The organism is Paenibacillus sp. FSL L8-0638 (assembly GCF_038593075.1).
Classification (GTDB): Bacteria; Bacillota; Bacilli; order Paenibacillales; family Paenibacillaceae; genus Paenibacillus; species Paenibacillus polymyxa_D.
Genome location: NZ_CP151960.1, coordinates 945,196 through 971,165, shown reverse-complemented (window position 1 = coordinate 971,165; position 25,970 = coordinate 945,196). Strand labels below are relative to the sequence as shown.

At 40.8% G+C, this 25,970-nt stretch carries 22 protein-coding genes; 5 read left to right on the top strand and 17 right to left on the bottom strand.

All coding sequences use genetic code 11. The annotated features are described in order from the left end of the window. The first annotated feature begins 66 nt into the window (after window positions 1–66). Window positions 67–1,005 carry a YafY family protein gene (locus MKY35_RS04370; RefSeq protein WP_342445695.1) on the top strand — a complete coding sequence of 313 codons (939 nt, stop codon included), beginning with the start codon at window positions 67–69 and terminating at the stop codon, window positions 1,003–1,005. Window positions 1,006–1,096: 91 nt separating this feature from the next. Here MKY35_RS04370 and MKY35_RS04365 read toward each other — a convergent pair whose 3' ends face one another. The 3 genes from MKY35_RS04365 to MKY35_RS04355 all read right to left on the bottom strand — a co-directional run bounded on the left by MKY35_RS04365 (window position 1,097) and on the right by MKY35_RS04355 (window position 4,834). Beyond that, the gene (locus MKY35_RS04365; RefSeq protein ID WP_342446600.1) at window positions 1,097–1,468 is read right to left on the bottom strand and encodes a hypothetical protein; all 372 of its coding nucleotides are present in this window, start codon (window positions 1,466–1,468) and stop codon (window positions 1,097–1,099) included. A gap of 159 nt (window positions 1,469–1,627) precedes the next feature. Further along, window positions 1,628–3,802: a 1,3-beta-galactosyl-N-acetylhexosamine phosphorylase gene (gene gnpA / locus MKY35_RS04360; protein ID WP_342445694.1), complete on the bottom strand. Its 2,175-nt coding sequence runs from the start codon at window positions 3,800–3,802 to the stop codon at window positions 1,628–1,630. 12 nt (window positions 3,803–3,814) lie between these two features. Further along, complete coding sequence (locus tag MKY35_RS04355; protein WP_342445693.1) at window positions 3,815–4,834, bottom strand: glycoside hydrolase family 88 protein; 1,020 nt, start codon at window positions 4,832–4,834, stop codon at window positions 3,815–3,817. Between the two features lie 203 nt (window positions 4,835–5,037). Here MKY35_RS04355 and MKY35_RS04350 point away from each other — a divergent pair, with 203 nt between their 5' ends. Together MKY35_RS04350 and MKY35_RS04345 are read left to right on the top strand one after the other, a co-directional pair. Next, on the top strand, window positions 5,038–5,994 hold the full coding sequence (locus MKY35_RS04350; protein WP_342445692.1) for an AraC family transcriptional regulator: 957 nt from the start codon (window positions 5,038–5,040) through the stop codon (window positions 5,992–5,994). Between the two features lie 186 nt (window positions 5,995–6,180). Further along, on the top strand, window positions 6,181–7,608 hold the full coding sequence (locus MKY35_RS04345) for an aminotransferase class I/II-fold pyridoxal phosphate-dependent enzyme (protein ID WP_039272551.1): 1,428 nt from the start codon (window positions 6,181–6,183) through the stop codon (window positions 7,606–7,608). A gap of 200 nt (window positions 7,609–7,808) precedes the next feature. On the opposite strand, the gene MKY35_RS04340 is transcribed toward MKY35_RS04345, so the two are convergent. The 7 genes from MKY35_RS04340 to MKY35_RS04310 form a co-directional block, all read right to left on the bottom strand. Continuing rightward, window positions 7,809–8,378: a hypothetical protein gene (locus MKY35_RS04340; RefSeq protein WP_342445691.1), complete on the bottom strand. Its 570-nt coding sequence runs from the start codon at window positions 8,376–8,378 to the stop codon at window positions 7,809–7,811. 53 nt (window positions 8,379–8,431) lie between these two features. Next, window positions 8,432–9,421 carry a tRNA-dihydrouridine synthase gene (locus tag MKY35_RS04335; RefSeq protein ID WP_342445690.1) on the bottom strand — a complete coding sequence of 330 codons (990 nt, stop codon included), beginning with the start codon at window positions 9,419–9,421 and terminating at the stop codon, window positions 8,432–8,434. 362 nt (window positions 9,422–9,783) lie between these two features. After that, window positions 9,784–11,382, bottom strand: coding sequence for a type I restriction-modification system subunit M (locus tag MKY35_RS04330; RefSeq protein WP_342445689.1), 1,599 nt, complete (start codon window positions 11,380–11,382; stop codon window positions 9,784–9,786). A 16-nt stretch (window positions 11,383–11,398) separates the two neighbouring features. Further along, a complete protein-coding gene (locus tag MKY35_RS04325; protein WP_342445688.1) occupies window positions 11,399–12,652 on the bottom strand; it encodes a restriction endonuclease subunit S in 1,254 nt (417 codons plus the stop codon). Beyond that, window positions 12,649–13,650 carry a RhuM family protein gene (gene rhuM, locus MKY35_RS04320; RefSeq protein WP_342445687.1) on the bottom strand — a complete coding sequence of 334 codons (1,002 nt, stop codon included), beginning with the start codon at window positions 13,648–13,650 and terminating at the stop codon, window positions 12,649–12,651. Before rhuM ends, MKY35_RS04325 begins: the two co-directional genes overlap by 4 nt. A 44-nt stretch (window positions 13,651–13,694) precedes the next feature. Further along, window positions 13,695–16,904, bottom strand: coding sequence for an HsdR family type I site-specific deoxyribonuclease (locus tag MKY35_RS04315; protein ID WP_342445686.1), 3,210 nt, complete (start codon window positions 16,902–16,904; stop codon window positions 13,695–13,697). Continuing rightward, window positions 16,885–17,445 (bottom strand): restriction endonuclease subunit M, encoded by a 561-nt coding sequence (locus tag MKY35_RS04310; RefSeq protein WP_342445685.1) that lies wholly within the window; start codon window positions 17,443–17,445, stop codon window positions 16,885–16,887. The genes MKY35_RS04315 and MKY35_RS04310 overlap by 20 nt, the downstream gene beginning before the upstream one ends. Before the next feature lie 368 nt (window positions 17,446–17,813). Here MKY35_RS04310 and MKY35_RS04305 point away from each other — a divergent pair, with 368 nt between their 5' ends. Both MKY35_RS04305 and MKY35_RS04300 read left to right on the top strand, forming a co-directional pair. Then, on the top strand, window positions 17,814–17,945 hold the full coding sequence (locus tag MKY35_RS04305; RefSeq protein WP_274484138.1) for a hypothetical protein: 132 nt from the start codon (window positions 17,814–17,816) through the stop codon (window positions 17,943–17,945). Window positions 17,946–18,034: 89 nt separating this feature from the next. Beyond that, window positions 18,035–18,733 carry an IS3 family transposase gene (locus MKY35_RS04300; RefSeq protein ID WP_342445684.1) on the top strand — a complete coding sequence of 233 codons (699 nt, stop codon included), beginning with the start codon at window positions 18,035–18,037 and terminating at the stop codon, window positions 18,731–18,733. An 86-nt stretch (window positions 18,734–18,819) separates the two neighbouring features. Here the strand turns inward: MKY35_RS04300 and MKY35_RS04295 are convergent, their stop codons facing one another. The 7 genes from MKY35_RS04295 to MKY35_RS04265 all read right to left on the bottom strand — a co-directional run bounded on the left by MKY35_RS04295 (window position 18,820) and on the right by MKY35_RS04265 (window position 25,906). Further along, window positions 18,820–19,131 carry a type II toxin-antitoxin system RelE/ParE family toxin gene (locus tag MKY35_RS04295; protein ID WP_342445683.1) on the bottom strand — a complete coding sequence of 104 codons (312 nt, stop codon included), beginning with the start codon at window positions 19,129–19,131 and terminating at the stop codon, window positions 18,820–18,822. Between the two features lie 22 nt (window positions 19,132–19,153). Continuing rightward, window positions 19,154–21,010, bottom strand: coding sequence for an N-6 DNA methylase (locus tag MKY35_RS04290; protein WP_342445682.1), 1,857 nt, complete (start codon window positions 21,008–21,010; stop codon window positions 19,154–19,156). A gap of 182 nt (window positions 21,011–21,192) precedes the next feature. Beyond that, window positions 21,193–21,471, bottom strand: coding sequence for a type II toxin-antitoxin system Phd/YefM family antitoxin (locus MKY35_RS04285; protein WP_274484131.1), 279 nt, complete (start codon window positions 21,469–21,471; stop codon window positions 21,193–21,195). Window positions 21,472–21,723: 252 nt separating this feature from the next. After that, window positions 21,724–23,550 (bottom strand): 23S rRNA (uracil(1939)-C(5))-methyltransferase RlmD, encoded by a 1,827-nt coding sequence (rlmD, locus tag MKY35_RS04280; protein ID WP_342445681.1) that lies wholly within the window; start codon window positions 23,548–23,550, stop codon window positions 21,724–21,726. A 222-nt stretch (window positions 23,551–23,772) separates the two neighbouring features. Next, window positions 23,773–24,654: a diacylglycerol kinase gene (locus tag MKY35_RS04275; RefSeq protein WP_013308843.1), complete on the bottom strand. Its 882-nt coding sequence runs from the start codon at window positions 24,652–24,654 to the stop codon at window positions 23,773–23,775. Between the two features lie 173 nt (window positions 24,655–24,827). Next, complete coding sequence (locus MKY35_RS04270) at window positions 24,828–25,616, bottom strand: CbiX/SirB N-terminal domain-containing protein (RefSeq protein WP_069012882.1); 789 nt, start codon at window positions 25,614–25,616, stop codon at window positions 24,828–24,830. Beyond that, complete coding sequence (locus MKY35_RS04265) at window positions 25,616–25,906, bottom strand: YerC/YecD family TrpR-related protein (protein ID WP_007428885.1); 291 nt, start codon at window positions 25,904–25,906, stop codon at window positions 25,616–25,618. Before MKY35_RS04265 ends, MKY35_RS04270 begins: the two co-directional genes overlap by 1 nt. Window positions 25,907–25,970 lie beyond the last annotated feature (64 nt).

Sequence of the window (25,970 nt, the reverse complement as noted above, 5' to 3'; positions counted from 1 at the left end):
TATTCCCTTAAGCTTATTATCATATAAAAAGGTATCAAAACATGACACCTTTATAAGGAGATTTAGATGAAGAAATCAGAAAGATTAAATGACATGATCAGATACTTAAACAGTCGAGAGTTCTTTAATTTAAATGACCTAATGGATAAATACCATATTTCAAAAAGTACAGCTCTACGTGATATTCATTCATTAGAACAATTAGGTATGCCTATTTTTTCGGAACATGGCAGACATGGACGATATGGTATCTTAAAAAATAGATTATTATCTCCCATTATTTTTACGATGGATGAGGTGTATGCTCTGTACTTTGCAATGTTGACGTTAGAAGCTTATCAATCTACCCCCTTTCATTTAAGTGTTAATCAACTCAATGAAAAGTTTGAACACTGTCTTTCTAAAATACAAATAAACCAGATTCATAAAATGAAAAAGGTTCTACAATTTGAAATATATCAGCATAATCATGTTAGTCGTTATTTAGATAAAATTCTAACAAGCATTCTTAATGAGAGTACCTCTAAAGTTAAATATGTAAAAAATAATCAGAAAAAAAGTTATTATGTTCAATTTTTCAAAATTTCCGCTAAGTTTGGTCAATGGTATGCTACTGGAATAGAGTTAAATACGAATAAATATAGAGTTTTCAGATGTGATCGAATCATCTTTGTAGAAGAAGAGGAGAACAATTCTCGCTTTTCTATAGATGAACTCCTTAGTCATTCATTAGAAATGTATCAAACTGAGAAGAGCATTGACTTTGAAGTAGAGATTGTAGAACAAGCGAAGGACATTTTCTATAAAGAACATTATCCCTCTATGAAAATACAGCAGGGTCATACAACAGTCATAAAAGGATTCTATAATCCTGGAGAGGAGGAGTTTATCGCTCATTATTTTATGAGATATGGTCATTATGTACGATCAGTGAAGCCAGAATCTTTAAAACAGATTATTAAAGATAGAGTTGAGCACCTCTTAAACCACTATCAAAAATTATAAGATTATCGAAGGTTTGTTTAACATTTCCTCTACATTTTAGCAAGGAAAAGAAGGCTCAAGCTCCTTTTCCTTGCTACCGATGACAATTGAATTATGGCTTCCGTTTGGCGATAACAGCATAGGACACTGTTCTTGTGAATCCAGATGGATTCCATGCAGTAAATACCCATCTGTCTTCGGCCGCGGAATAATTATTGAGAAGAAACCCTTGTTCATTACCAGAGAAAGTCCATGAACCGCTAATCAGATTATAGTCATTACCGTTAATCGTAGTGCTTCTAAAGCTATTAGGAGAAAGAGTGACCGGAGCGAAAGTGAAACGTGCGAATCCATCTCCAAGTTGAGTTACACGAATGGCTTTTCTAAGATTCATAACCACATGGCTTCTTTTTTTCAGTTTTTTCCCCAGTTTTGCTTCCGCTTTTCTAATTTTAACTAAGGTTGCCTTTCTCAAAGAAATCATCTCCTTCATTGTTTTACTTATAGTTAATGATGGAGTAGATACTTTTGAATGGACAAAATCCCCGGTAAATTGGCTGGATTTTCTGGAGGTGCTAAAACAAAGAGCCCTTCCTTAAATAAAGGAGGGCTTGATACCGCTACTTCTCATTATTCTCCGTTCCTATACCGATTTTGTTAAGCCGATATGGGTGATCATGGTGTCATACGGATCTAATTCCATGGTTTGTTTGCCATATTCTGTATCAACCGTCGTTCTTTGAAGTTGATTGCTATTGTTAATAACAACCAATATTTTACTTTCTGGATAATAAGCACACTCTGTATATAGGTTATCTGTAATGTACTTCGTTTCATGTAACTCATTACCCGCAAAGCGAATCATATTCAGCAGCAACCTTGTGTTTTCCCAGCTGAATTCGAATGAAGGAAGGTAAATTCCCTTTCCTTTACCGAAGGCATGTGTAGACAGTGTTATCATACCACTCGCTTCCTCCACTACCGCAGCTGAACCATCAGTAAGATAAATGCTATTCTTTGGTGTGATACTGGCTCCTTCAGGCACTAAATCATGCTCATCCCTAACCTCGTATGCCCATCTTCCATGACCTACTCTGGAGCCTGTATCCTCATCCAGTCCGAGAACATGCGCCATTCTGAAAAAGCTGTCATGGCCTTCGACCGCAGAAGGTTGGTTAATGCCAATAAAGGTCCCCCCCTCATAAACCCATTGAGTCAGTAAGTCCACACACTTGTTGTCATTCCAGTACTCCCCACCACTCCATGCTGAACCAGCAGAGCCGGCATTGATCACTACATCACAATCCTGTAGAATTCCCTGACGGATATCTTCAAAATCAATGAACTGCACTTCAATCGGCAATCCAGATAAAGCTTCATTGACATGAATCAAATCATGCATATACGTTTCATGGAAATGTCCGGACAAAGTCCACGATCTCAATTTACCCCAGCTGTGCAGAATAGCTACCTTCGTCTTGATGTGATAAGGTTTGCCTTCATGATGTAGTTCTTTAATTTCTCTAAATTCATTGGCAATCTTTTCGATATAGTCACAAAAATCCGGGTAAGGCTCTACAAGATGCAAATATCCGCCAAGCCCAATCCGGTCAATAGGCTCCCGCAGCAAGGCGCGCCGGATATTAATCCAATACTTTTTGGCATCCAGCGTGGGGTTTCCCCCTTCCATAAAGGTCGGAAGCCCGCCTAAGCCAACTGGAAATAAGTAAGGATGCAGCCGAATCTCATGTGTATTCACTTTTACACCTGAACACAGCCTCGCCTCATAACCTGAGAATACACATTTAATCAACCCGTCAAATCCAAACTCTTGAAAACGGTCATTGTAAGGCTCCATGCCAACCCAACTGTCATCATAGAAAACATAGGCCAGCTTGTCGTGCCTATGCACAATGTCAATTAATTTCTTGCCAAATTCGATTACAAAATCATTGATAAATGCCATCCAATCCAGCTTGCGCTGCTCAGCCGGGATATGACTGACGCGGTATTTCCCGCCATTCACAAAATCCTCGGCAGTCATCGAATACCCGTATTTCTTGGCAAACAGATCAAGCGCTCTTGAGCTTACCGTAAAATCGTATGAACCCCAGTCTGAGAACAGATGGCGATTGCGCTCATCGCTGCCCCAGATCCAGGCGAAATTATAAAATAAGGAAGTAAACCGAACAACCGTGGTTTCCTTATGATGGAGACACCAATCTTTCATCCAATCCAGCAGATAATTTTGCGTTTCTACATAGATGGGATCAATCTGCATCAAATGCTCTTTGTCCCAATGATTCGTGGTGTGATTGTACATGGAAATCTCTTCCCAGATCCGGTAGGCCATAAAGCTTACCGTGTATTTATGCCAAGGAACAATTCCGGTAATGACCACGTTTCCGGATTCCCTTTCATAATTCCACTGTTCTCTTGGAACTTCCTCTCCGGTCGTTCTGTCAAAAACATGCCAATAGTTAAACGCCTCTTTGGAATCATTCACTTTGAACTGTTCAGCAAAAAAATCCTCCATCAGATAGATGGATACATAATCTTGTACAGCTACCTTTGGATTTGTAATTAAAAAACACTGCTGCAGCTTATCCAGATTACGGGACGCCCACTCATTATGATCTCTGATGATACAGATTGTCGAATATATGCCGTACCCAGCGTTAATAATCTCATCGGACAATTGCGTGCCGTCACTATCACGGATGACATCGGCACCCCACCGTTCAGCTAATTTCAGGGTCAGCGCCTCATAACCAGATTCTCCCGGTAGTGTAAAGCCCCCCGTTGTTTGTTTGGACAACTTGGTTCCCTCCTAATTCAACATATCGGATAGAAAGGCCAATGCCAGGCCTTGACCCCAGCCCTGAATCCAGTCTTTTGGAATATTGCGATACCCATCCCGATCTTTCATAACCGCTGTGCCGCCCGACACACCTAGTACCCGTCCGTCCTCGCTGATATGGTTCAAGATGCCCTCCAATGCCTTTTGCACGTATTTGGTATGCAGCGGATTACCGTTATTGATCATGGCCGCCGCGATACCGCAAGATGCCGACACTTCTTCATAGGACTCCTCGTCATCCAGTACCGTCCGCCACAAACCATTCTCCGTTTGAACACCCTTTAGTGCCGCCAGTTGATCCCGAAGCGAACACTCTACGTCCATGCATTGCGGATACAAGTACCAGTCTTTTAAATGAATTTTGACTTGCGACATGGTATATGCTCCCCAAGCATTCGCTCTCCCCCAGAAAAATCCGGACATGTGATCCTGCTTGACATTATTGTAGCCATGGTACCAGAGACCGCTACTCGGGTCTTGCAGGTATTTGATATGCCAGTAATATTGATTTAAGGCGTCCTGGATCATGGCCTCATCCTTTAATTTGGTTCCTACACGCAGCAGAAAAAATGCCGCCATAAACAATGTGTCCGCCCATGCCTGTTCTGGAAAATCATTAGCCACGGATACCGTATGCTGCAAAACATGGTCTCCGAACCGGAGAGCATTGTTTTGGATGTAATCCACCTTGCTCATCACAATATCCCAATATTTTGGGTCTCCTGTTTCTTCATACAACGTGATCAGCATATGGCCCATAGCACATGTGTTTACCGTCCAGTGCGGCAGACCCAGCTCGATATATTCATCTGCCCACTGCACAAGCATATTCAAATACTCTTTATTTCCTGTTTTCGTATAGGCTCTGGATACACCATAATAAGCCACACCGCAAGGCCAGTCCCACGTCAAATCCATCGCCATGGTTTTTCTGACGACTTTGTCGATGACTCTTAATATCTCTTCCTTGTCATAAGTTAATGGAAGCATCTAGGTTCTCCTCTCTTTTGCACACGTCCCCAAAGGCGCTTGAGAGCTGTTCGTCACTGTTTTGAAAACGCTTTACTTATTCCATTCTACGCAGTAAAATAGTCTCCATCTAAGCATATTCGCAACAAAACTGTGCATTTCCAATCATTTATGTGAGGATTTTACAAAATTCTGATGTATATCTGCTGGTTAAAACCAAAGTCATGGGGGTATTGAATATGCCCAGAAAAAAGAAACCCGTTATAGAATATCGACACTACAGCTTGCCCATAAATTTCCCTGTCTTGCTATTAAGCGGTGAACGCTGGAAGATTTCAGATATTAAAAGTGAACACCTCCATTTCCATAACCATTTGGAGATTGGTATATGCTATTCGGATAGCGGCATCATGGAGATCAAAGGAGAATCTGTACCCTTCAAAGCCGGCGATGTAACCTTCATCCCCAGGTATCTTCCTCATACCACGTATAGTTCGCCAAATACAGCCAGTCTGTGGTCTTATATCTTTTTTTCGCCAGAGGACCTCTTTCAACATTCATTTAAAAGTGCTTACAGCAACTTCGAGCCAAATTTGTGGGTGGTGAAGGGAAAAAACTGTATATTGAATAAGGAGCAGTATCCCAAGGTTTATACACTTGCGACTTCAATCGTAGAGGAATTAAAACAGCAAAATCCTTACTATCAGGAAAGTGCCTACGGCTTATTGCTATCCCTATACATAGAACTCCTTAGAATTCATTCCAGGAATGAACTGTTGGCAGATCAAGAAACAGAGCATAGCCTGAAAAACGATTTTGTCATCTCTCCGGCTCTGGAGCACATCACGAAAAACTATATGAACCCCATTACCATGGATTTTTTGGCCGACCTGTGCCACTTAAGTACAACTCATTTCCGAAGAAAATTCCATGAAATTATGGGGACGTCGCCCCTCGAATTCCTAAACAGCACCCGAATCGAAGAGGCCTGCAAGCAGTTAAAAAGCACGGAGAATTCTATTCTTTCGATCTCCGAACAAGTCGGTTTTCACTCCATTTCCAGCTTTAACCGTTGCTTCTCCAGGCTTATGGGAAAGCCGCCAAAAGAATGGCGTAAAGGAGCGCAATCCGAAGCCCAATCCGCAAAAGCGTCTATACTGGAGTTTACGGGATGGGTTTAGCATAACAGCAGAAATAAACTTGATAAAACGAACTCAACATCATGAATATGGATTAAACCTGAGCCATATAAATATGGTCTGCATGTGGAGCCTAAAAATAAACGTAATGATGAAATCGGTGAATCTCACAATATGACAACAGATGTTATATTATACTTTGGTTGAAGTTAAACAAAGGAGATGCTTATGATGAATCAAGAACTAAATCAACAATTAGGTGAGATTATTGAGCAGTTCATACATTCATTTATAGCAGAAAACAATAACATTCGATCTCAAAAAGTAATCAACATTGCAGATGAGGATACAATAGCTCATTTAAGGGAAATTGGCTTTCCCAAAAAAGGAAGACCTGTAAAAGAAGTTGTCGATGAAATGAGGAAAAACGTCTATCCTCATCAAGCCTTCATGCAACACCCTCGTTTTTTTGCAATGGTTCCTAGCCCCGTGTCTGTTTACTCTTGGTTAGGAGATATCATGACCTGTGCATATAATACCCACGCTGGAAGCTGGATGCAGAGCTCGAGCGCAAGCCTTTTAGAGGGGGAAGTAATCCGATGGATGTGTGACCAAGCAGGATATCCTGATACTGCTGGGGGCTTATTTCTATCGGGCGGATCGCTGTCGAATTTGACCGCTTTAGCGGCTGCACGCAATGCAAGGTTATCCGAGCAGGAATATGCCATTGGAACTGCTTATGTTTCAGATCAAACTCATTCATCGGTCGCCAAAGGGCTACGCATCCTCGGATTCCGTAGTGATCAAATCAGAAAGGTTCCAAGTGATAAAAATTTTCGTATGGATGTTTCAGCCTTAGAGAAAAAAATAATGGATGATCAGGCGGCTGGCATGAAACCTTTTGCCATCATTGCCACGGCAGGCACAACCAATACAGGAAGCATTGACCCGCTAAACGAAATTGCTGACCTATGTGAAAAACATAATATTTGGTTACACGTGGATGGAGCTTACGGTGCGTCAATTTTGGCTTCTTCGAAATATAAGTCTCTTTTGAGCGGGATATCGCGTTCAGATAGTATCACCTGGGATGCACACAAATGGCTAATGCAGACCTATTCCTGTAGCGTGGTTTTAGCCAAAGATAAGCAGCAACTCAAAAACTGCTTCACCACACGCCCAGAATATTTGAAGGATGCCGAGACTGATGAAGAACATATTAATTATTGGGATTTGGGTCCAGAGTTAACCCGGCCTGCTCGAAGTCTGAAACTATGGGTGACACTGCAAGCTTTAGGCACGAATGCTGTCGGTGAAGTTATAGAGCATGGAGTTCAACTCGCAGAATGGGCTGAAGATGAAATCAAAAAACATAATCATTGGGAAATTGTATGCCCCGCACAATTAGCGATTGTTAATTTTCGATATGCACCACCTGGGCTATCCGACCAGGAATTAGATTCACTCAATAAAAGGATCTCCCAAGAAATGGTGACGAACGGGTACGCCACAGTGCTTACGACACAACTCAATGGAAAAACGGTTCTCAGAATCTGCGCAATTCACCCGGACACTACGGAAGATGAGATAAGAAATACAGTTCAGCTTTTATCGAATATAGCAAGATCATTGAATGAGAGAAAAGTTTTTTTATGATGATAAATTATGAAAATGAAGTGCTACACTTTCTGTAAATAAATGAAAATGCTCAACGCCACACAAATAAGAGGGGCACGCCGCCCCTCTTTGCTGTTTTCCCAGACATCTTCCAAATTATTTGCCATTGTGCAATGCAGCAACAATGAACAGCACTTAATCCTAAAACGACGTACCCCATCAATGAAAGTTATTTATTTTCATAACGTACTACGCCGTAGTTCATAAAAATACTGCACAGTGGGATGCTTTAACTTCATCTTCTCGGTCATGTTTAATATTCGCTTTTTTCCAACTCGTCTGTCCACTAAAGCTAGAATATTCAATAAGATATCATTACTCTCTAAGCTTTCCTCTATAGAAGTAGTTAAAAATTTATTAGCTACAACATTAAAATTAGACTTGCTTAATGAGGCCTGTGCTGACAAAAGATCCTTTGCATGTTCTGATATTTTTCTACCTCTTGCAATTACTTGTAGACGATCCTCCGGAACGTTCCCATTAGTATCTTTTCTGACCGCTTCAATTTCTTCATTGCTGATAGGAACTTGGATATCTGGATCATTCTTGATTTCCAACTCCGTCTGATACCATTTGATTGGACTAGTGATATCATTCATATTGAGTATGTTCTTCTTATCTACAGTTATATAACAAATTCCAGACTTATCAGGCAAATAACGGTAACTGGTCGCTCGGTATTCGACCCTTCCGTCTAACGCAGGACAGCGGAAGCTCTCCAGTTGTTGCTTCAATTTACTCCAGGACATATATCCTCCTATATTTTTAATGCCTACTAACAGCCCGTCCCCAACTTGGCAATTTAATTTCCACGTTCCTCTACCTCATCATGATCCTTGCTACCTAACTCATCAAGCAATGTACGCACTTCACTTGTTGATTTGGCGTTCATTAAGCTGTTTCTGAGTTCACTTGCCCCTCGGAATCCACGGATATATATTTTGAAGAAGCGGGCAAGAGGGCTGAACGAACGTGGCTCCTGCGCTGAATAATGATCATGGAGATCTAGATGAAGCCGCAGCAATTCAAGCAATTCCTCACTGCTGTGTTTCTTCGGCTCCTTCTCAAACGCAAATGGATTCTGGAAAATACCACGCCCAATCATAATGCCATCCACTCCATATTGCTCAGCAAGCTTCAAGCCAGTCTGACGGTCTCGAATATCTCCGTTAATGGTCAGCAGTGTATCTGGTGCCACCTCATCACGAAGTTTCTTAATCTCCGGAATCAGTTCCCAGTGAGCGTCTACTTTGCTCATTTCCTCTCTGGTCCGCAGATGAATAGAGAGATTAACGATGTCTTGTTTCAAAATATGGGTTAGCCAGTCGCGCCACTCATCTACGGCAGTGAAACCGAGCCTTGTTTTCACACTGACGGGCAGTCCCCCGGCTTTGGCGGCCTGAATGATATCCGCTGCGATTTCGGGACGGCAGATCAGGCCGCTTCCCTTCCCATTCTCCGCTACATTCGCTACAGGACAACCCATATTAATATCGATGCCTTTGAAGCCTTCTTTCGCCATACCGATGCTCATTTCACGGAAATATTCTGGCTTATCTCCCCAGATATGGGCCACCATGGGCTGTTCATCCTCTGTAAAAGTCAAACGTCCGCGTACACTTTTGTTCCCCTCCGGGTGACAATAACTCTCTGTATTCGTAAACTCCGTAAAAAACACATCCGGTCTGGCTGCTTCACTTACGACATGGCGAAACACAACATCCGTCACATCTTCCATCGGTGCCAGTATAAAAAAAGGTCGTGGCAACTCACGCCAAAAATTATTCGTCATATCAAAAACTCCTCTATAAATACCAGGACAAATCTGTGGTCCCAAAATGGTAAAGCTAACCTGTTCATGTCCTTGCTTCTTCTTCACATATAACATGTTTAAGCAACGTAGTTCAAACGGCGGTATATGTTAAGCATAGACATCTAAATGAGTATATCATACCCAAGAGAGGAGCAGACTCCCCAAAAGACTCGCAAAAAAAGGAAGAGCTCCGCCCCTCCTCTTGCTATCTTCGATAACGTACTGCGCCGCAGTTCATAGAAATACTGCACGGCATAACTTCCCTCAGCTTACGCCGTTCCCAAGCGAATGGCTTAAAAAAAGAGCCGAGGAATAATATCCTTGACCCTTTTCGTCAATTTCTACACATGAATACCCAAAATTTTCAGCTGTTCATTGATTTTTGCTTCAAGTTCAGCGATTTCTTGTTTATCTTGCTCTAGTAGCTTATTTACTTCATCAAGGTCAATAACTTGCTCTTCTGCAAACGTATCCACGTAGCGAGGAATATTTAAGTTAAACTCATTTTCTTTGATTTCTTCAAGTGATGCCACGCGAGCATATTTATCAACAGGTATACGACTTCGGTAAGTTTCGATAATTTTATTGATATTTTTATCAGTAAGTTTGTTTTGATTTTTACCTTTTTCAAACTCATTGCTTGCATCGATAAACAAGATGTCTTTTGTTTTACGATTTTTCTTGAATACTAAAATCGTAGTTGGGATGGATACGCCGTAAAACAAGTTGGCAGGTAAGCCTATAACTGTATCAAGATAGTTTTTCTCAATGATCGTTTGGCGAATCGCACCTTCCGCTGCACCACGGAACAAGACACCATGCGGTAATACAATCGCCATTGTTCCAGTATCATTCAGATGATACAAGCTGTGTAAAATGAATGCATAATCTGCCTTAGTTCGAGGAGCGAGTTTACCATATTCCCTAAAACGTGGATCTTTGAGTTTCGTTTCGCTATTGTCCCAATGAGCAGAATAAGGAGGATTCGCAACCACGGCATCAAATGAGCGGGGGTGGTCAGTTCCTTGGGCATCTGGTCCATCAGGCCAATCGCTTTCAAGTGTGTCAGCATTAGACAGAGTCATATTATTAAATGAAACACCATGCATCATCAGGTTCATACGAGCCAAGTTGTATGTTGTCGTATTCTTTTCTTGACCAAAAAATTTAATCGCCCCTGGTTTATTTCCACCAGGCAGCTCACCCTGAACCGTTAACAGCAATGACCCAGATCCACAAGTCGGGTCATATACAGAAAAAGTATGTTCCGATTCTTCTACACCGTCCGTTACGATTTTAGCCAATACTTTAGAAACTTCATGAGGTGTGTAGAACTCTCCACCTTTTTTACCTGCACTTGCTGCAAATTGACCGATTAGGTATTCATAGATTGCGCCAAGAATATCCTTGTTATCTTCACCCTTGTATTCAATGCCATGAACAAGCTTTACAATTCGGTTAAGTGATTTCGCACGTTCATTGGTAGAAGAACCTAGACGTGAGTCCCCAAGATTAATGTCGTTAAATACGCCACGAAAATCTTTCGCAGCTTCTCTATTTAATTCAGCGTTTCGATTGAAGTTATCAAAAATAGTTTGATAATCACTTGGAATCACCATGCTATTATCAATCTTATAAACTAAAGATTTCCAAGTATCAAGCGGTGCAATGGCATAGCCTAAACTTGCAGAAATATCTTCTAAGTAATCATTCAAATCGTCACCATTCGCTTGTTCTAAGTAGGCACTATTGATCGATTCACCAACGGCAACATCAATAACATTATTTTTAACTAAATACTCTTCCTGATGTTCTGAAAGGTAACGATAAAACATAAAGGCTAAAATGTAGTTTTTGTATTCTGCAGCATCCATGCTTCCACGGAGCTCATTGGCCATCGCCCACAGTTTTGTTGTGATGGTTTGTAGATTATTGCTCATATTGTTATTTTTCCTCCTAGATAAACATCTGTTGTAGTAGTGCTTTCTTCTGCTCTTGCAAGTGTTCCAGCTTACGCTGATGAAGGGTGATGAGGTGGTCGAGATCCCTAAAGAACGCGCCAACTTTACGTTGTTCATTAAGTTTTGGTACTGGAACTTTCATCTCCATTACTTTGTTCTTAGATATGTTATACCGTGAAATACCTTGAGCCAAGAGTATAAATTTCTTTCGAATTTCTGGCGAACGTAACATGAATGCCAGATAATATGGTTCAAATTCTACTGTTGGCCTGTAACCGAAACAAAAGCTATTTAGGTACACATTCTCAGTGTTTTCAAGCCAAACAGACGACATTCCAACTTCTTCAGGCGTTTCGGATGATGTTGTAAAGAACACATCGCCATACTTAACTTGATTTTGTTTATCGTCAATTTCAACATTTTCTACACCATTGGGATCAGAGATTACATTACCAAAGACATTAACGTAAGTAACAAATTGGGCATCCCCATGTCCAAAATCTTCTTTAGTTTTACCTGACAATCCAGTGAATGTATCCCCCAATTTACCTAACTCACGCTGTCCCCAAGCATCAGTGAATCCTGGGAAACGAACTTCAGGGAAATCTTCGCCATTTCTCGGAAACATTTTTTGAAGCAACCCAGCCTTCAAATTTTTTACGTTAATTAACTTACGCTGATGAAGGGTGATGAGGCGGTCAAGCTGAGCGAAGAATTGGCTGATACGCTTTTGTTCTTCAATTTCAGGCATCATAATCGGAGTAGCCTTTGTCTGCTCAATCGTATAATGTGAAATTGTTCCAATATGAGTAATACTACCGACATATCTTCTAAAAACTGATGTTATTAAAAAGGTATATAAAAAATCGCTATTGATTAAGCTTGAATTTTTAAGCCAAATTAAATCAGCATCCTTGAAGTATAAAGGCTCATTGTTCCTAACTTTATAGGGGATTCCTATTGAGCCGCCACCTGTTACCAATAGATCATTTTCCTGAACTTTTCCAGATTTATTTGATAACTCTTCAAAAAGCTCATATGAGATAAAAGCCCTATCATTTTCTAATCCTTTAAACGCTGATACAACATCACTGGATCTAAAAAAAGGGACTCCGGTTTCCGTCCATTCTTCTTTATGAACACGTGACGCAGATGAAATCTCCATGAGTTCCCCTAACCTCCGCTGTTCCCAAGCATCAGTGAATCCAGGAAACCTTATTTTAGGTACATTTTCTTTATGTTCGCTCATTTCTGCTCTCCCTGTATGGTCTTAATTACTCTATCAAAATCAGAAACTATTTTTTGGTGCTTATTGAATTCTTTATACTCGCCAATAGCCTTTTCCTTAGCCGCACTTTGTGAAATATGTCCATTTCCATCCAGGATTTCATAGCGATTGAATGTTAAGAATTCATCAATACTTTTTGCAAAGTCCTGCATGCCCAGTAAGACCTCGTCTTCGAGCAGACGCTCTACATAGTCGAAATACGCGGATACGTTACGCTCCAGACTGCGAATTTGTTTTTCCGATAAATAATTCTTCGCAACGGATACGTCAGATTGTAAGATACGGCCATCGGGCGAGTTCTTCCAAGAAGTGAGACCCATGTGTTCTTTATCTTTATCGGCACTGTCATAAACAATTTCAGCAGCCGTTTTGCCTGTAATGGCATAATGAAACTTGTTTTGAACTGTCGCATAAAACTTCTTGGTGATCTCTGCGTTCCTGTCATAGTCGTATGAAATTTCCGCAAATACATCTGATATTTGTTGCCATATACGTCGCTCACTTGCTCGAATGGAACGGACAGTCTCAATCAGCTCACGGAAGTAATCCTTGCCAAAAAAATGCTCACCTTGTTTCATCCGTTCAACATCAATTTTAAAACCTTTAAGGATGTATTCTTTTAAGACATTCGTTGCCCATATACGGAACTTTGTTGCCTTTTGTGAATTTACACGATAGCCAACTGATATAATGGCATCCAGATTGTAATATTTAACAGTGTTCGTCTGTGTCTTTCCTTCTATTGCACCATGTTGAGTGGTGTTTTCCAAAATAGAAATAACCACTTTTTCATCCAATTCTCCAGACTGAAAAATATTCTTCAAGTGTTTGCTGATAGCTGGAACTCCAACATCAAAAAGTTGTGCAATAATCTTTTGGGTAGCCCAAATCGTTTCATCTCGAACAAGCACTTCGACTTTTTCATCGGCATCATACATTAAAAATTGTATTTCGTTCATCACAATCTCCCATCTGCATCTCTTATTGAACAGTTTCGACCAGGTTAACTTTCTGCCAACTCATCCGCTAGCTCATAAATTGCGTCGCGCAAACCGTTGCGATATTTCATTCTAGCTAAAGACTGCACGTTCTCATCATGAGCCAGTGTCATGTAGTCAGAACTGGCTTGAGCGATAATGTCACGAATTTGACCCGTATCATCCAAATCTTTCTCTCCGTAGCGATGACGACTAAACAACTCTCGCATTTGAGCACTTGTGATAATATCTGTAATTCCCCACTTCACTCGGAAGTCAAGAAACCTTCGATCGAGGCTGACATTGTTCGCTTGCTGGATAATATGTTCACTGTCACTCAGCTTCACAGGATACTTGAAGTCAGAGCCTGCAGGTGGGAAGTGACCTTTGATAATTGCAGTAGCTGCATTCATAATTTTAGTCGCATAGTTACGATCATCCAACCCATTGGCAAATTGGTTGATTTTTTCTTGCGTCTCTTTGGCTTCTTCATCTTTGCCTTCGTGGACTTCGTTCAATAATCGTTCCACGAGTTCAGTAAGATAATCGTAGTCTACTTTAACATCCTTCACATGTGTCATGCGCAGTTCGATTTGATAGATAGGGATTTTCTTCTCTTTAGCAATATGCGACTTTAGTTCATTGGTTAATACTGTTGTCAACATGACTTCTTGCTCTGAATTCATCCCTAACTTCTCTATTAACTCATCTCGATCATCATAGTTAAATCCGACTTTTTCACCATCAACTTCATCTGGATCATATTGCTTTAATTTTGCCATTCCTCTGTTATATTCACGGAGCAAATCTAGCATCTCGTCCTTTTTCTTTTCAGATGGTGGCAACTGTTGAAAATCAGTCGTTAAGCCACCTAGCTTCCCAACCACTTCTTTCACTTCATTAAATACATCTTCAAATGGTTTAGCAATGATACCATCTTTCTGATTAGATTCACGTTGATCTTCTTCAGACAGAATGGCTGAGTCTTTATTCGCATAAACAGCAAGTGCTTTATTCATTAACTTCTCATTTTGAGCAGGCCAGCGGTAATTCACCACACGCCCCCATGGCTTCTCTTGCATATCTGCAATACGATTCGTTCTTGAATAAGCTTGAATTAACCCCGCGCCTTTTAAGGTTCGATCCACATAAAGCGTGTTAAGTTCAGGTGCATCAAAACCAGTCAATAATTGGTCAACCACAATAACCAAATCGAGAAAATTTCGATCGGTGACCGATTTATTTAATCGCGAAGTCACGTCTTGGGTATAGCCAGAAACATCATCCATTCCAAAAGATGTGCCAAATTCAGCATTATAAGCTGTCATGGCATGGTGCAAACCTTGATTTGTGGCAAGCATACTATCATTGTTTGAAGTGTTTTGACTAAATGTCACCGCAACTTTTAATGTTTGTCCGCCATTCATCTTATTTTCTTCGTTGATACGTTGAAACTCCCTAAAATACATCATTGCCATTGGCGTACTTGCTTTACCACCACCCACATGAGTTGTGAACAAAGCATTATACTTGCCTTCATTAGAACGATTACGCCAATTTTTGAAAATGTCTTGTACTACTAATTTGATATGATCCAAATTTTCATCGTAGAAACTGGGTTCAACAGCATCATCCATATCTTCCTGGGAGAGATTGTTGATTTTCTCTTGAATTCGTTCTTCATTCCAGTTGGGATAGCGTTCACGGTAGAACGCAGGAAGATATTGTTCTTTCATTTGTTTTTCGTCAATGGTTGTCTCAAAATCCACCTTGAATCCTAACACATTACGGTCAGCAATCGCTTCACGAATGGTATATGCATGTAATAGTGGACCAAAAATATCTTCTGTTCGAAGACCAGTGGTCGTTTCATCAAACATCGGTGTTCCCGTATAGCCTACCCAAGCAGATTTCTTAAAAGCTTTTTGGATATTCTTGAATGAGTCACCGCCAGTTGAACGATGGGCTTCGTCCACGATAAATACGATATTCTTATCTGGAGCTTGAAAGGTTTTGCGTTTCACCAAGGTATCTAGTTTTTGAACCGAAGTAACAATAATGCTATTGTCTTTACTTTTAAGCTTACGACTCAAATCAGTCGTATTGTCTGTGTTTTGAACGCTACCAAATGTGTCTTCTGTCGCATCAGGATCATAGGCTTTGTAATTTTCATTGGTTTGCTTGGTTAAAGCAATTCTATCCACAACAAAGACAACCTTGTCCACCTTCGGCATACGACTTGCCAGCCATGCCGTTTTGAAGCTTGTGATCGTTTTACCAGATCCCGTTGTGTGCCAGATATAACCGATTTTATGGGTACCAAGTTCAAAATCTGAACGTTTCAAGCCCTCGATCACATTTTGTGTCGCATACACTTGATACGGACGCATCACTTTCAACGTTTGTTTGTTCTTTGTTCCGTCCAAAATCATGTAGTTAGTTGCCATTTGATGCGCCATTGGAATCGAAAGCATAGAATCAGCAAATTCTTTCCAGTTACGCACGATGGTATTGTCACTCTTGCGTTGCCAATTAAAAGCAAAATCCTTATTAAATTTATCTGCCGTCGTATTCGCCATATACTTCACATTATTTGGTGTCATTGCCACCAAAATTTGCAAGGTTGAGAAAATATCACGATACTGATGATCTGCAGCATATTGCTGCATCTGATTGAGCGCTTCATCGACATTACGCGTATCACGCTTTTCTTCAATTTGAATGATTGGTAAACCATTAATCAAGAGAGTTGTGTCAAAACGACATTCTCCTTTTCCTGTGATCACTGATGGTCGTTTGATTTGATTGACCACTTGATAAACGGTATCTCCAGCCCCTATTTGTTTTTGATCAAATACAGTAAGAAACACATGACGTCCATCATCTAAATCTATTTCGATTTGCGAAACCCCATTTAAACCATATAAGAACTGCCCTGCTTCATAGGGGGTCTGAATATCAGAGATAATTTTCTTAACTTGATTAAATTCCACAACACTTAAAGGGTGGTCAAGCGTATTCTGATTGTGTTGTTCCAGGATCGCCTTGAAATTATTCCAGAGTTGTTCTGTAGATTTAATATGCGGTTCGTATTTCCAAAATTTTGTTTTCACTATGTAGCCAGCACTTGATTCTTTGATATCAAAGTTACCCGTTCCTTCAGGATGTTCTTGTTCTACAATTGTGCGACTCGTCAGGTATTGAATTAATTCTGTTTCAAATTGATTCTCGGTCATTTATTGATTGCCCCCTAAGCTTTTCTAATACTATGGTAGTTTCCAAATTTGCCGCTCTAATTTTCAATGCTTCTAGTCGCAATTGGTTGAAATAGAGTTCACCGATTATGCGCTGTTTTTCTATTGTTGGCAGATCTGGTAGCTCAAGCTCTTTCACTTGTTTCAGTGTGTATTTTAGAACTTGAGACCCCTGTAGCCCCATTTGAAACTGTTTCTTAATGAATTTATCTTCATTAAGTAAGTAAACAAGATATTTTGAATCAACCCTTTCATCAGTTACTAATTTAACGTAGTTTTGCGTGTATAGATATCCCTGATGCTTCACACCAACTATAGTAGATTTTCCCGATATCAAACTAAAAACAATATCACCTTGACATAGCGTACTGACTTTATCCAAGGTTCGTACTTGTTTGCTGTCACTACCATTAGAATCAATACCAACCAAATCATCTTCAATATCTTGTTGTCCATAATAGGTGTAAAGTGGTGCTTTATCATCAAACACTTCTATAATCCTAAATTGTGGTGAACCACTCACGAACTCTACTACGTTTTCTAATCTTCTCATTAAAATTTGTGCCTTTCTAAAATTAACTTTTTATTATTGTTACTTATATCTTATAAAATTGTTTTTAAAAATGCAAGCGATAATTTTATTAATTTTAAAAAATTACGTTTTTTATATAGAAATCATAGTGATAGTAAATTTATATAGAAAAAGTTGCCTACCCTGTTAAAGAGCAAACACTTTTTATTTTCGTAGCCAGTATTAAATCACTTAAAAATGCTTTAAGGCATTCTTAATCATATCTACCTTATTGGTATCAGGTGTTTTGATATGATCCCCTCATAGTAGACAGAAAAGAGCAAGCCGACTAATCTGTCTATTATGGAGGGGATTTTTCTATGGGAGAAATAAGAAAAACTTACGATGTGAGCTTCAAGAAAAAGACAGTGGATCTGTACCTCAAAAAGGGAATCGGATATAAAAACGTGGCACGAGAAATGGAGATTGACGCTTCGCTGGTTCGCCGATAGGTGAGACACTTCAAAGCCGAGGGAATGAAAGGTCTAGAGGAAAAACGAGGTAAAGCAAAAGGGCCAGGCATCGGCAGACCTCGAACATCATGGCTTGTTACGAGAAGCTGAAAGGAATATGCGGCTACCGCAGGGTAAAGGTTTGGTTGAATCGAATCTATGGCATACATATAAATCATAAGCGTGTTCGGAGACTTATGGGTGAACTGGGAATCAAGGAGATCATTCGTAGGAAGAGACCTTACTACAGCAAGAAAGAAGCCTATGTCATTTCTGGCAATCATCTGAACCGGGAATTTAAGGCTGACCAGCTGAATCAGAAGTGGGTAACAGACATCACTTACCTCATATTCAATGGACAGAGGCTCTACCTTTCCGCGATTCAGGATCTTTTTAACAACGAAATCGTTGCCTACCAGATCAGCCGCAGAAACGATTTGAGCCTGGTGTTGGATACCGTGAAAAAGGCAAGGAAGCGACAGGATGCGCGAGGTGTTCTACTGCATAGCGACCAAGGATTTCAATATACTTCTCGCCAATATACTAACCTGCTCAAGCGATACGGAATACAGGCCAGCATGTCTCGAAAAGGGAACTGCTGGGACAATGCATGTATGGAAAACTTCTTCAGTCATTTTAAAACCGAGTGTTTCTATCTCCACGCCTTCCATTCAGCTCAACAGGTGGAGCATGCTGTTCAAAAGTATATCCATTTCTACAACCATGAACGCTTTCAAGAGAAACTAAACAACCTGACTCCTTATGAATACAGGACTCAGGCTGCTTAATCATTGCTTTTTGATAGCTGTCTACTTGACAAGGTTCACTTCAAAATGAAGAGAGGCTATTCAATCAACATCGATTAAAATTATTATCAAAGTAGTTTTTCATGATTGCGTTTACTATATATAACTCGTCGGATTTCTATAATATCATCAAAAACAACGTAGAATACAATATAATTCTCAACAACAAGCATTCGAAATTCATCTTTAAGCTTAAAGTTTTTTTTATAGAGATGTCCAGAGAAAGGAAATTGCTCTAACTTTGAAATGGCCCTATCTAACTTATCAACAAGATTAATTGCAGCTTGTGGTGCAGAAAGTTGTTCGCTTATATAATTAACAATCTCTAGCAAGTCTGATTGTGCTAGGGTGAGGTAACGTAATTTATACTTCTTTTCCATTAGCGGACTCCTTTAATTTTGATTACGTATTATGAATTCCCAATTTTTCAAGCAGTACTTGCTTTTGTATCACAAATCTTTCTTCAGTTTCTTTGATTATTTCTTCATATTCCTGTTTGTTGTATTTGAGTCTCTCACCTACTTCATTCATTAATTCTATAGTAAATGATGGGACTTCTAGTTGCTCTAATTTAGAGGGATTAATTAGTTTAATTGTAGTACCAGTTTGTAGACCGTCAATCATTCTACGTCCCACCTCACTTTGTAAAAATTCATACAAAACATATACGTTGTATCGCTTAGGGTCCACTCGAATAATCGATAAATTCCCGCTAATAAATGCCTTTTTATACGGCTCTTCGACAATGACAAACTTGATAGTTGATCCTTTGGAAGTAATTAGAATATCCATTGGTTGAATCGCAAACTTATCCAACCAATCTGGCTTTTTATAAGTTATTCTTGACTCCTCATCATAAGTAATTCTCCCATTCTCTATATCTTTAATATTTAGAAGATAGTGTGTAGTAGTTATAGAAAGTTCTTCATATTCCTCTTTAGACAATTGAACACCACGTCTGATCTCAGCAATCTCACCAAGCTTAACTGTTTGGTGAAATGAATTTTTAAGAATATCAAAATCTAAATATTCTTTTGAATTAAGACTGTACTTGTAGTGTCTGATTTTTTCAACATCAATAAATCTACAAAACCGTTCTTCTTCCGTCCCATTCCAATAAGCGTCAATTATTTTACTTATTCCATCTTCAGTAATAGAATGTTGATTTCTATTAATCTTATATGAATGTTCACTAGCATCTATAAACAATATTTTTCCAAGTCTACTTTTCGGCTTAGCTTTATTAAAAATGATTAACTCCGTACTAATACTAGTCTTAGAGTAAAGACTCTCAGGCAGCGTGATAATTGCTTCGATTAAATCATTTTCAATAATTGCTTTTCTTATGTTAACCTCAGTACTTCTAACTAATGTTCCTTTTGTCCCAACTACAATGGCCTTGCCTTTCTCATTCAGATGATATAAAGCATTCTGATAAAATGCCCAGTCAGCAGAACTCCTTGGCGGAATACCATACTTGTATCTCGGATCATTACGAGCGCTCTCACTATTCCATTTAACTCCGAATGGGGAGTCTGATAAAATAAAATCAAACGTTTGCTGCTCACCTTCTTTGCTCACAATGTCTAAAACATCTTTATTAATGATAGTTGTATTTGGCACTCTATTTACAATCATTAATAGCTTTGATATCAAACATGCGGAGACATTTATCTCTTCTCCATAATATGAGATGCGGCTAGCTTCTTCTGGTGTTTCTAAACGATGAGACATCTCAAGAGCTACACTCGAAATCCCCGAGCAAAAATCAGCAAATGACTGAATATGTTTAAAATCTACTAAACCCAAAGACAGTTTAGTTATCGCATCTGGAGTTTCATGTATGCCTTCATCTTTACTAAATTTAATTGCCAATAAATTAATAAGTTGAACAATTTCTTTTTGATCAATAAATTGAAAACTACTTAATCTGTCTATCACTATTCTTAATGTCCGCATAGTAGAGATACTGGTAAATTGAAGGGACGAATCAATAAGCCCCGTGAATATTCCCTTTAAATCTTCATTATGAAACTCCAATTGTTTAATTTCATTGACTAGATTATCAACTATTGAATTTTCGACTGGCACCCAGTTCTGTTCAAATTTCTTTGAATTATTTTGTTCGAAGCCATTTAGGTAATAAATGGATAATACGACCAATAAAATGCGAACAGATTGCTCACTAGTATACAATCCCCTTAACTCACCAAGACATGCCCGCATTAATTTATTTAATTCAATTTCCCTATAAATCACAAGCAACCCCCTTCTACTTTAGGTATACGTATACCTAATTAAAATATCAAAAAAAATAGGTATTTATATACCTAAAATATATCTTATCATGGTGTAAATTGGTTTGTCAAACACTCCCAATACTTTTGTATCCATCATATCACTAAAAACCGGGAGCAATCCCCCGGTTTTCATGACACGACTTATTCCTCTTGTTTGTTGCTAATTTTCATTCTTAATTTATTAAAAACCTCAGCGTGGCTATAACGTAATTTCGAACTATCTGCCTCTAGCTCTGCCTCTTTCAACTTTATAAAAATCTCGTTATCGTGCTGAATATTCTCATATTGCTCAATGCTCATGACAACCATATCGCCATATCCGTTTTTTGTGAGGAAAACTGGCTCACGGCTCTCGTGAACAATTTTTGATATCTCAGTAAAATTATTTCGCAGATCGGATACAGGCCTAATTTGTGGCATAGAATTCCCCTCCTTTACATATCATCATATTATCATTATTATGATAACACTTCAACAATTCTAATTCATTTTGTGACTAATTTTGACCCCACCTTTATAAAGCGTCCTAGAAGGATAACTTTCAATATGAATCCGTATATCTATACCACCGACTTCTCATGCTTTTGAATAAATAAAATATATTCCCGCATTCAATCCTAAAACGTTATTTGGAATGCAGGAACATTTCAAGTTGCTCTTAACCCTCGTACATCAATGCTTCTTATCCCGATATATTACTACCACGCACTCTACATGCACCGTATGCGGAAACATATCTACAGGTTGTACTTCCACTGTACTATACCCGCCATCCTCCAGTATCCTTAAATCCCGCGCCAGTGTGCTTGGGTTACAGGATACGTACACCACGCGTTCTGGCTTCATCTCCAGAATGGTGTCGAGCAGGCGTGGATCACAGCCCTTACGGGGCGGATCGACGACGATAACGTCAGCGGTGATACCTTGCTCTTTCCACGCAGGAATGACGTCCTCGGAGGCGCCTACCTCAAATTTCACATTACGCATTTCGTTCAATAGCGCATTACTTCGTGCATCGTCGATGGCTTCTTTGACGATCTCCACCCCATACACCTGGTCCGCATGCTGAGCGAGGAACAGAGAAATCGTACCGATGCCGCAATACGCATCAATTACCGTTTCTTTGCCTGTGAGCCCGGCATATTCGACGGTTTTGCCATACAGCACTTCCGTTTGTACGGGATTCACCTGATAAAAGGATCGCGCGGAAATCGCAAACTGGACGTTTCCAATGTAATCGTAGATCACATCACGTCCCCACAGTACACGAGTCTCGTCGCCAAAAATAACGTTCGTTCGCTTCGTGTTCACGTTCTGGCATATGCTTGCCACGTGTGGGATATGCTCACGAATACTGCCGATCCACGCATCTGCATGCGGAATATCTCGTCCATTCGTGACGAGCACCAGCATCATTTCACCCGTACGAAAAGCGGTCTTTACAACGACATGGCGCAGTAGCCCACGTCCGGTTTCTTCATTATATGCACTGATGCCCAGCATTCGGCCAATCTCTTTCACACGTGCGACAACTTCGTCATTACGCTCGTCCTGAATGAGACAGGTGTTCATATCCACAATCCGATGGCTGCCACGTGCGTAGAAACCGCCGACAAGCCCGCCCTCTGTGACACCAATCGGCACCTGGGCTTTGTTGCGGTATCGCCAAGGCTCACTCATACCAAGCGTAGGATGCACGACTACGCCTTGTACACGCCGCAAATGAACGGACATGCTGTCGGCATTTCCATCCGCATTCATGGCCGAATCAGCAGTCGTGACTGTATCGGCCTCACCATCTGTATCCGCAGAAGCAGCCAAAACCTGTGCAGTATGCTCACTGGGCTCTGTAGCCATACTCAGCTTCCCGATACGCTCCAGCACATCCACGACATGCTGGCGTTTCCAGCTGAGCTGCGCTTCGTAGCTCATATGCTGGATCTGGCAGCCACCGCATTGATCGTAGATGGCGCACGGAGCTGCAATCCGGTCAGGGCTAGCCTGCGCAATATCCAGCTGCTTGGCATAGCCATATTGTTTTTTCGTTTTCAGCACCTTGACCCGTACCTTTTCACCTGGCAATGCACCCGGAACGAACAGCGTAAAACCCTCGACACGTCCTACACCCTCGCCATCGTGGTTCATGCCGATGATGTCTATCACGGCCTCATCGTTCTTTTGTACAGGCAGATCGCTACGCTCTACACTAGACCGGTTACGATTGGAAGCATCATGACTTCGTCTACCGTTGGAAGAACGACGAGTATCTCGTCCGTTCATTCTCTTCTTCCGATCCGAATCATTCATATTTTCATTCACATTTCCATTTTTATGTTTGATTTCGGCTTGAAGTAGCCCATTTCCAGCTCTAACTTTAGACTGTTCCGGTTCGCTCTCTCTTGTCGCCTTCATAGTCTTTTTATGCTGATTTCCTTGAACAGGAGTTGCTGTTGCTGCATTCCGGCGGCTTTTTCCACGTCCGCTACGGTTATTCGTCATGATTGTCACTTCTTTCTGATCTTCATTTTATGCGGTATTTTCCTTCGGACGTCTAATTAGAATGGTCATCTAAACATACAAACATCAACTCGAAAATGCCGTTACTCCCCACGGAGAACGGCAAGGACCGATATGTTTCCTACAAAAAACAACTATCTACTCTACGATCTGTATATCGAACTGCTCAAACCAACGGAAATAGAACAATTCCCGCTCGTTTCCTCACCGGAAAACATTCAAATGATGAGGTAAATTCCGGAAAGTCGCTGGCAAGGTGCCCCCCAGTTCGCCATCCAGATTAAGCTGGACATAGCCGGGTGAGGTCACTTCCATGTAATCTGTTTTAAAATAAACTATCTTCTTATCCTGCAAATGCTCACCACGCAGTGCGAGTGTTACCAACCGGATCATTTCCGCCAGATTACATTTCCGTACAGCGATGACGTCGAGCAGCCCATCATCTATTGTCGCCCCGGGAGCAAGCTTTTCAAACCCGCCGACTGAATTCGTATTCGCAATCAGGAAGAGCATAAACTCGTCATGAATCACTTCCTGACCCGATGCCTTGATGATCAGCTCCTGTGGAGCAAGGCTGACCATCTTCTCCATACCTTTAAAATAATACGCCAACTGGCCAATCATCGTTTTGAGCTTGCTCGGAACTTCATATGTAAGCTCTGTTAAAGTCCCCCCGCCTGCAATGTTGATAAAGTAGCGGTCGTTCGCTTTTCCGATATCCAGTGGCTTCGGATTTTGACGAATAACGAGGTCGCAATAATCCTCCCAGTGCTTGGGGATGCCCAGTGCTCTGGCGAAATCATTCGTCGTCCCCAGAGGAAACACACCTAGGGGCGGGCGGTTTTCTCTTTCAGCCATCCCGTTAATGACCTCATACAATGTACCGTCGCCACCAGCGGCGATAATCATGTCATACCCACGCTCAATGGCCTCTATTGCGGCACGTGTTGCGTCCCCTTCACCCGTAGTTGCATGGCAAGAGGCTTCAATACCACCTTCATCCAGGCGCTGCAAAACATCCGCAAGACGACGCTTCATTTCCTCACGCCCAGAGGTCGGATTATAGATTAATCTAGCTCTTTTCATTCCGTTACGCCACCCGTATATTTAATGATATTTATATTCACATCGCAGTTCATCATATTCAGTCTGTACAAAATATCATCATACTGGAAAAAGACCTCTTTTACAATAAAAGAAGCCAGACTTTGCCCAAATAAGGAAATTTAAGGCTAAGATGACGCTATAGCCGAACCAGACTATCTATTACTTGACCTCGCTTGCTTCTGCATGCTTTGCAATAATTCATGAATTTGCCTGTCCATCCAGCTTGTGAGCAAAGGATGCGGCAATAAAGGATCTCCTGAATAACGGTATTCGAGCCCCTGCAAGCGTTTAGGAATCATACGACTTGTAAAATATCCCGAACTCAAAAATAGCGGCGCCACAATAACATCATGACCCCGCTCCTGATTCCAGTACGCTGCCTTGTCGTACACACTCTCGGGATTTAGCAAAGCGTAGTCCGTGATGATACCACTCACGTTTTGCACCGTACGGGCCAACGAAGAAATCCCCTGCTCCCAGCGCTGAAAAAAGCCGTTATGCACACTGCCGTGACCTACGAGTAAAATAACCTCTCTCGCAGGGTCGGCTGATAGCGGGCGAACCTTGTCCCACACCATGTGAGCAACATCTTCTCCGTCATCCAGCGGGCTACCAAAATGCACTCGCGCTTTCAATCGAAACGGCTCCAAATCTGTTTCTTTGTCCGGCGCATCTTTGACACCCAGCGCATAGCTAATCTCATCTACATGCGTACTACCTGATGACACAAACAAAGGAATAACCAATATATCTGTTACACCCAAGGCTTCCAGACGGTCAATACCATTTTGAATCAATCTTTCTTTAACCGTTTCCAAAAATGAAACCTCTACCGGTATTTCTTCCGGCAAATGAAGCTTTGCAACTGCCTGATCCACCTGTTCTACCCAATATGGCTCCCTAGAGCCATGGCTGATGACCAGTATCCCAGGGCTCCGCATTAGCGTCCCAGACGTTCCAGAGTCATTTTGTACCCGTCATTACCGTAGTTCAGGCAACGTTTAACACGTGAAATGGTAGCTGTACTGGCTCCTGTCTCTGCTTCAATCTGATTATATGTGCTGCCTTTGCCTAGCATACGGGCAACCTCTAGACGTTGGGAGAGGGATTGAATTTCGTTAATCGTGCACAGATCATCAAAAAACACATAGCATTCTTCCAAATTCTTAAGAGTTAAAATAGCTTCGAACAATTGATCAATACTTTTATCATTAAGCTTTTTAAGCTGCATGGATTATCATCTCCCAAGGTTACGATCTCTCCTCATTGTACCTGAGGAATAGTCAGTTTTTCAA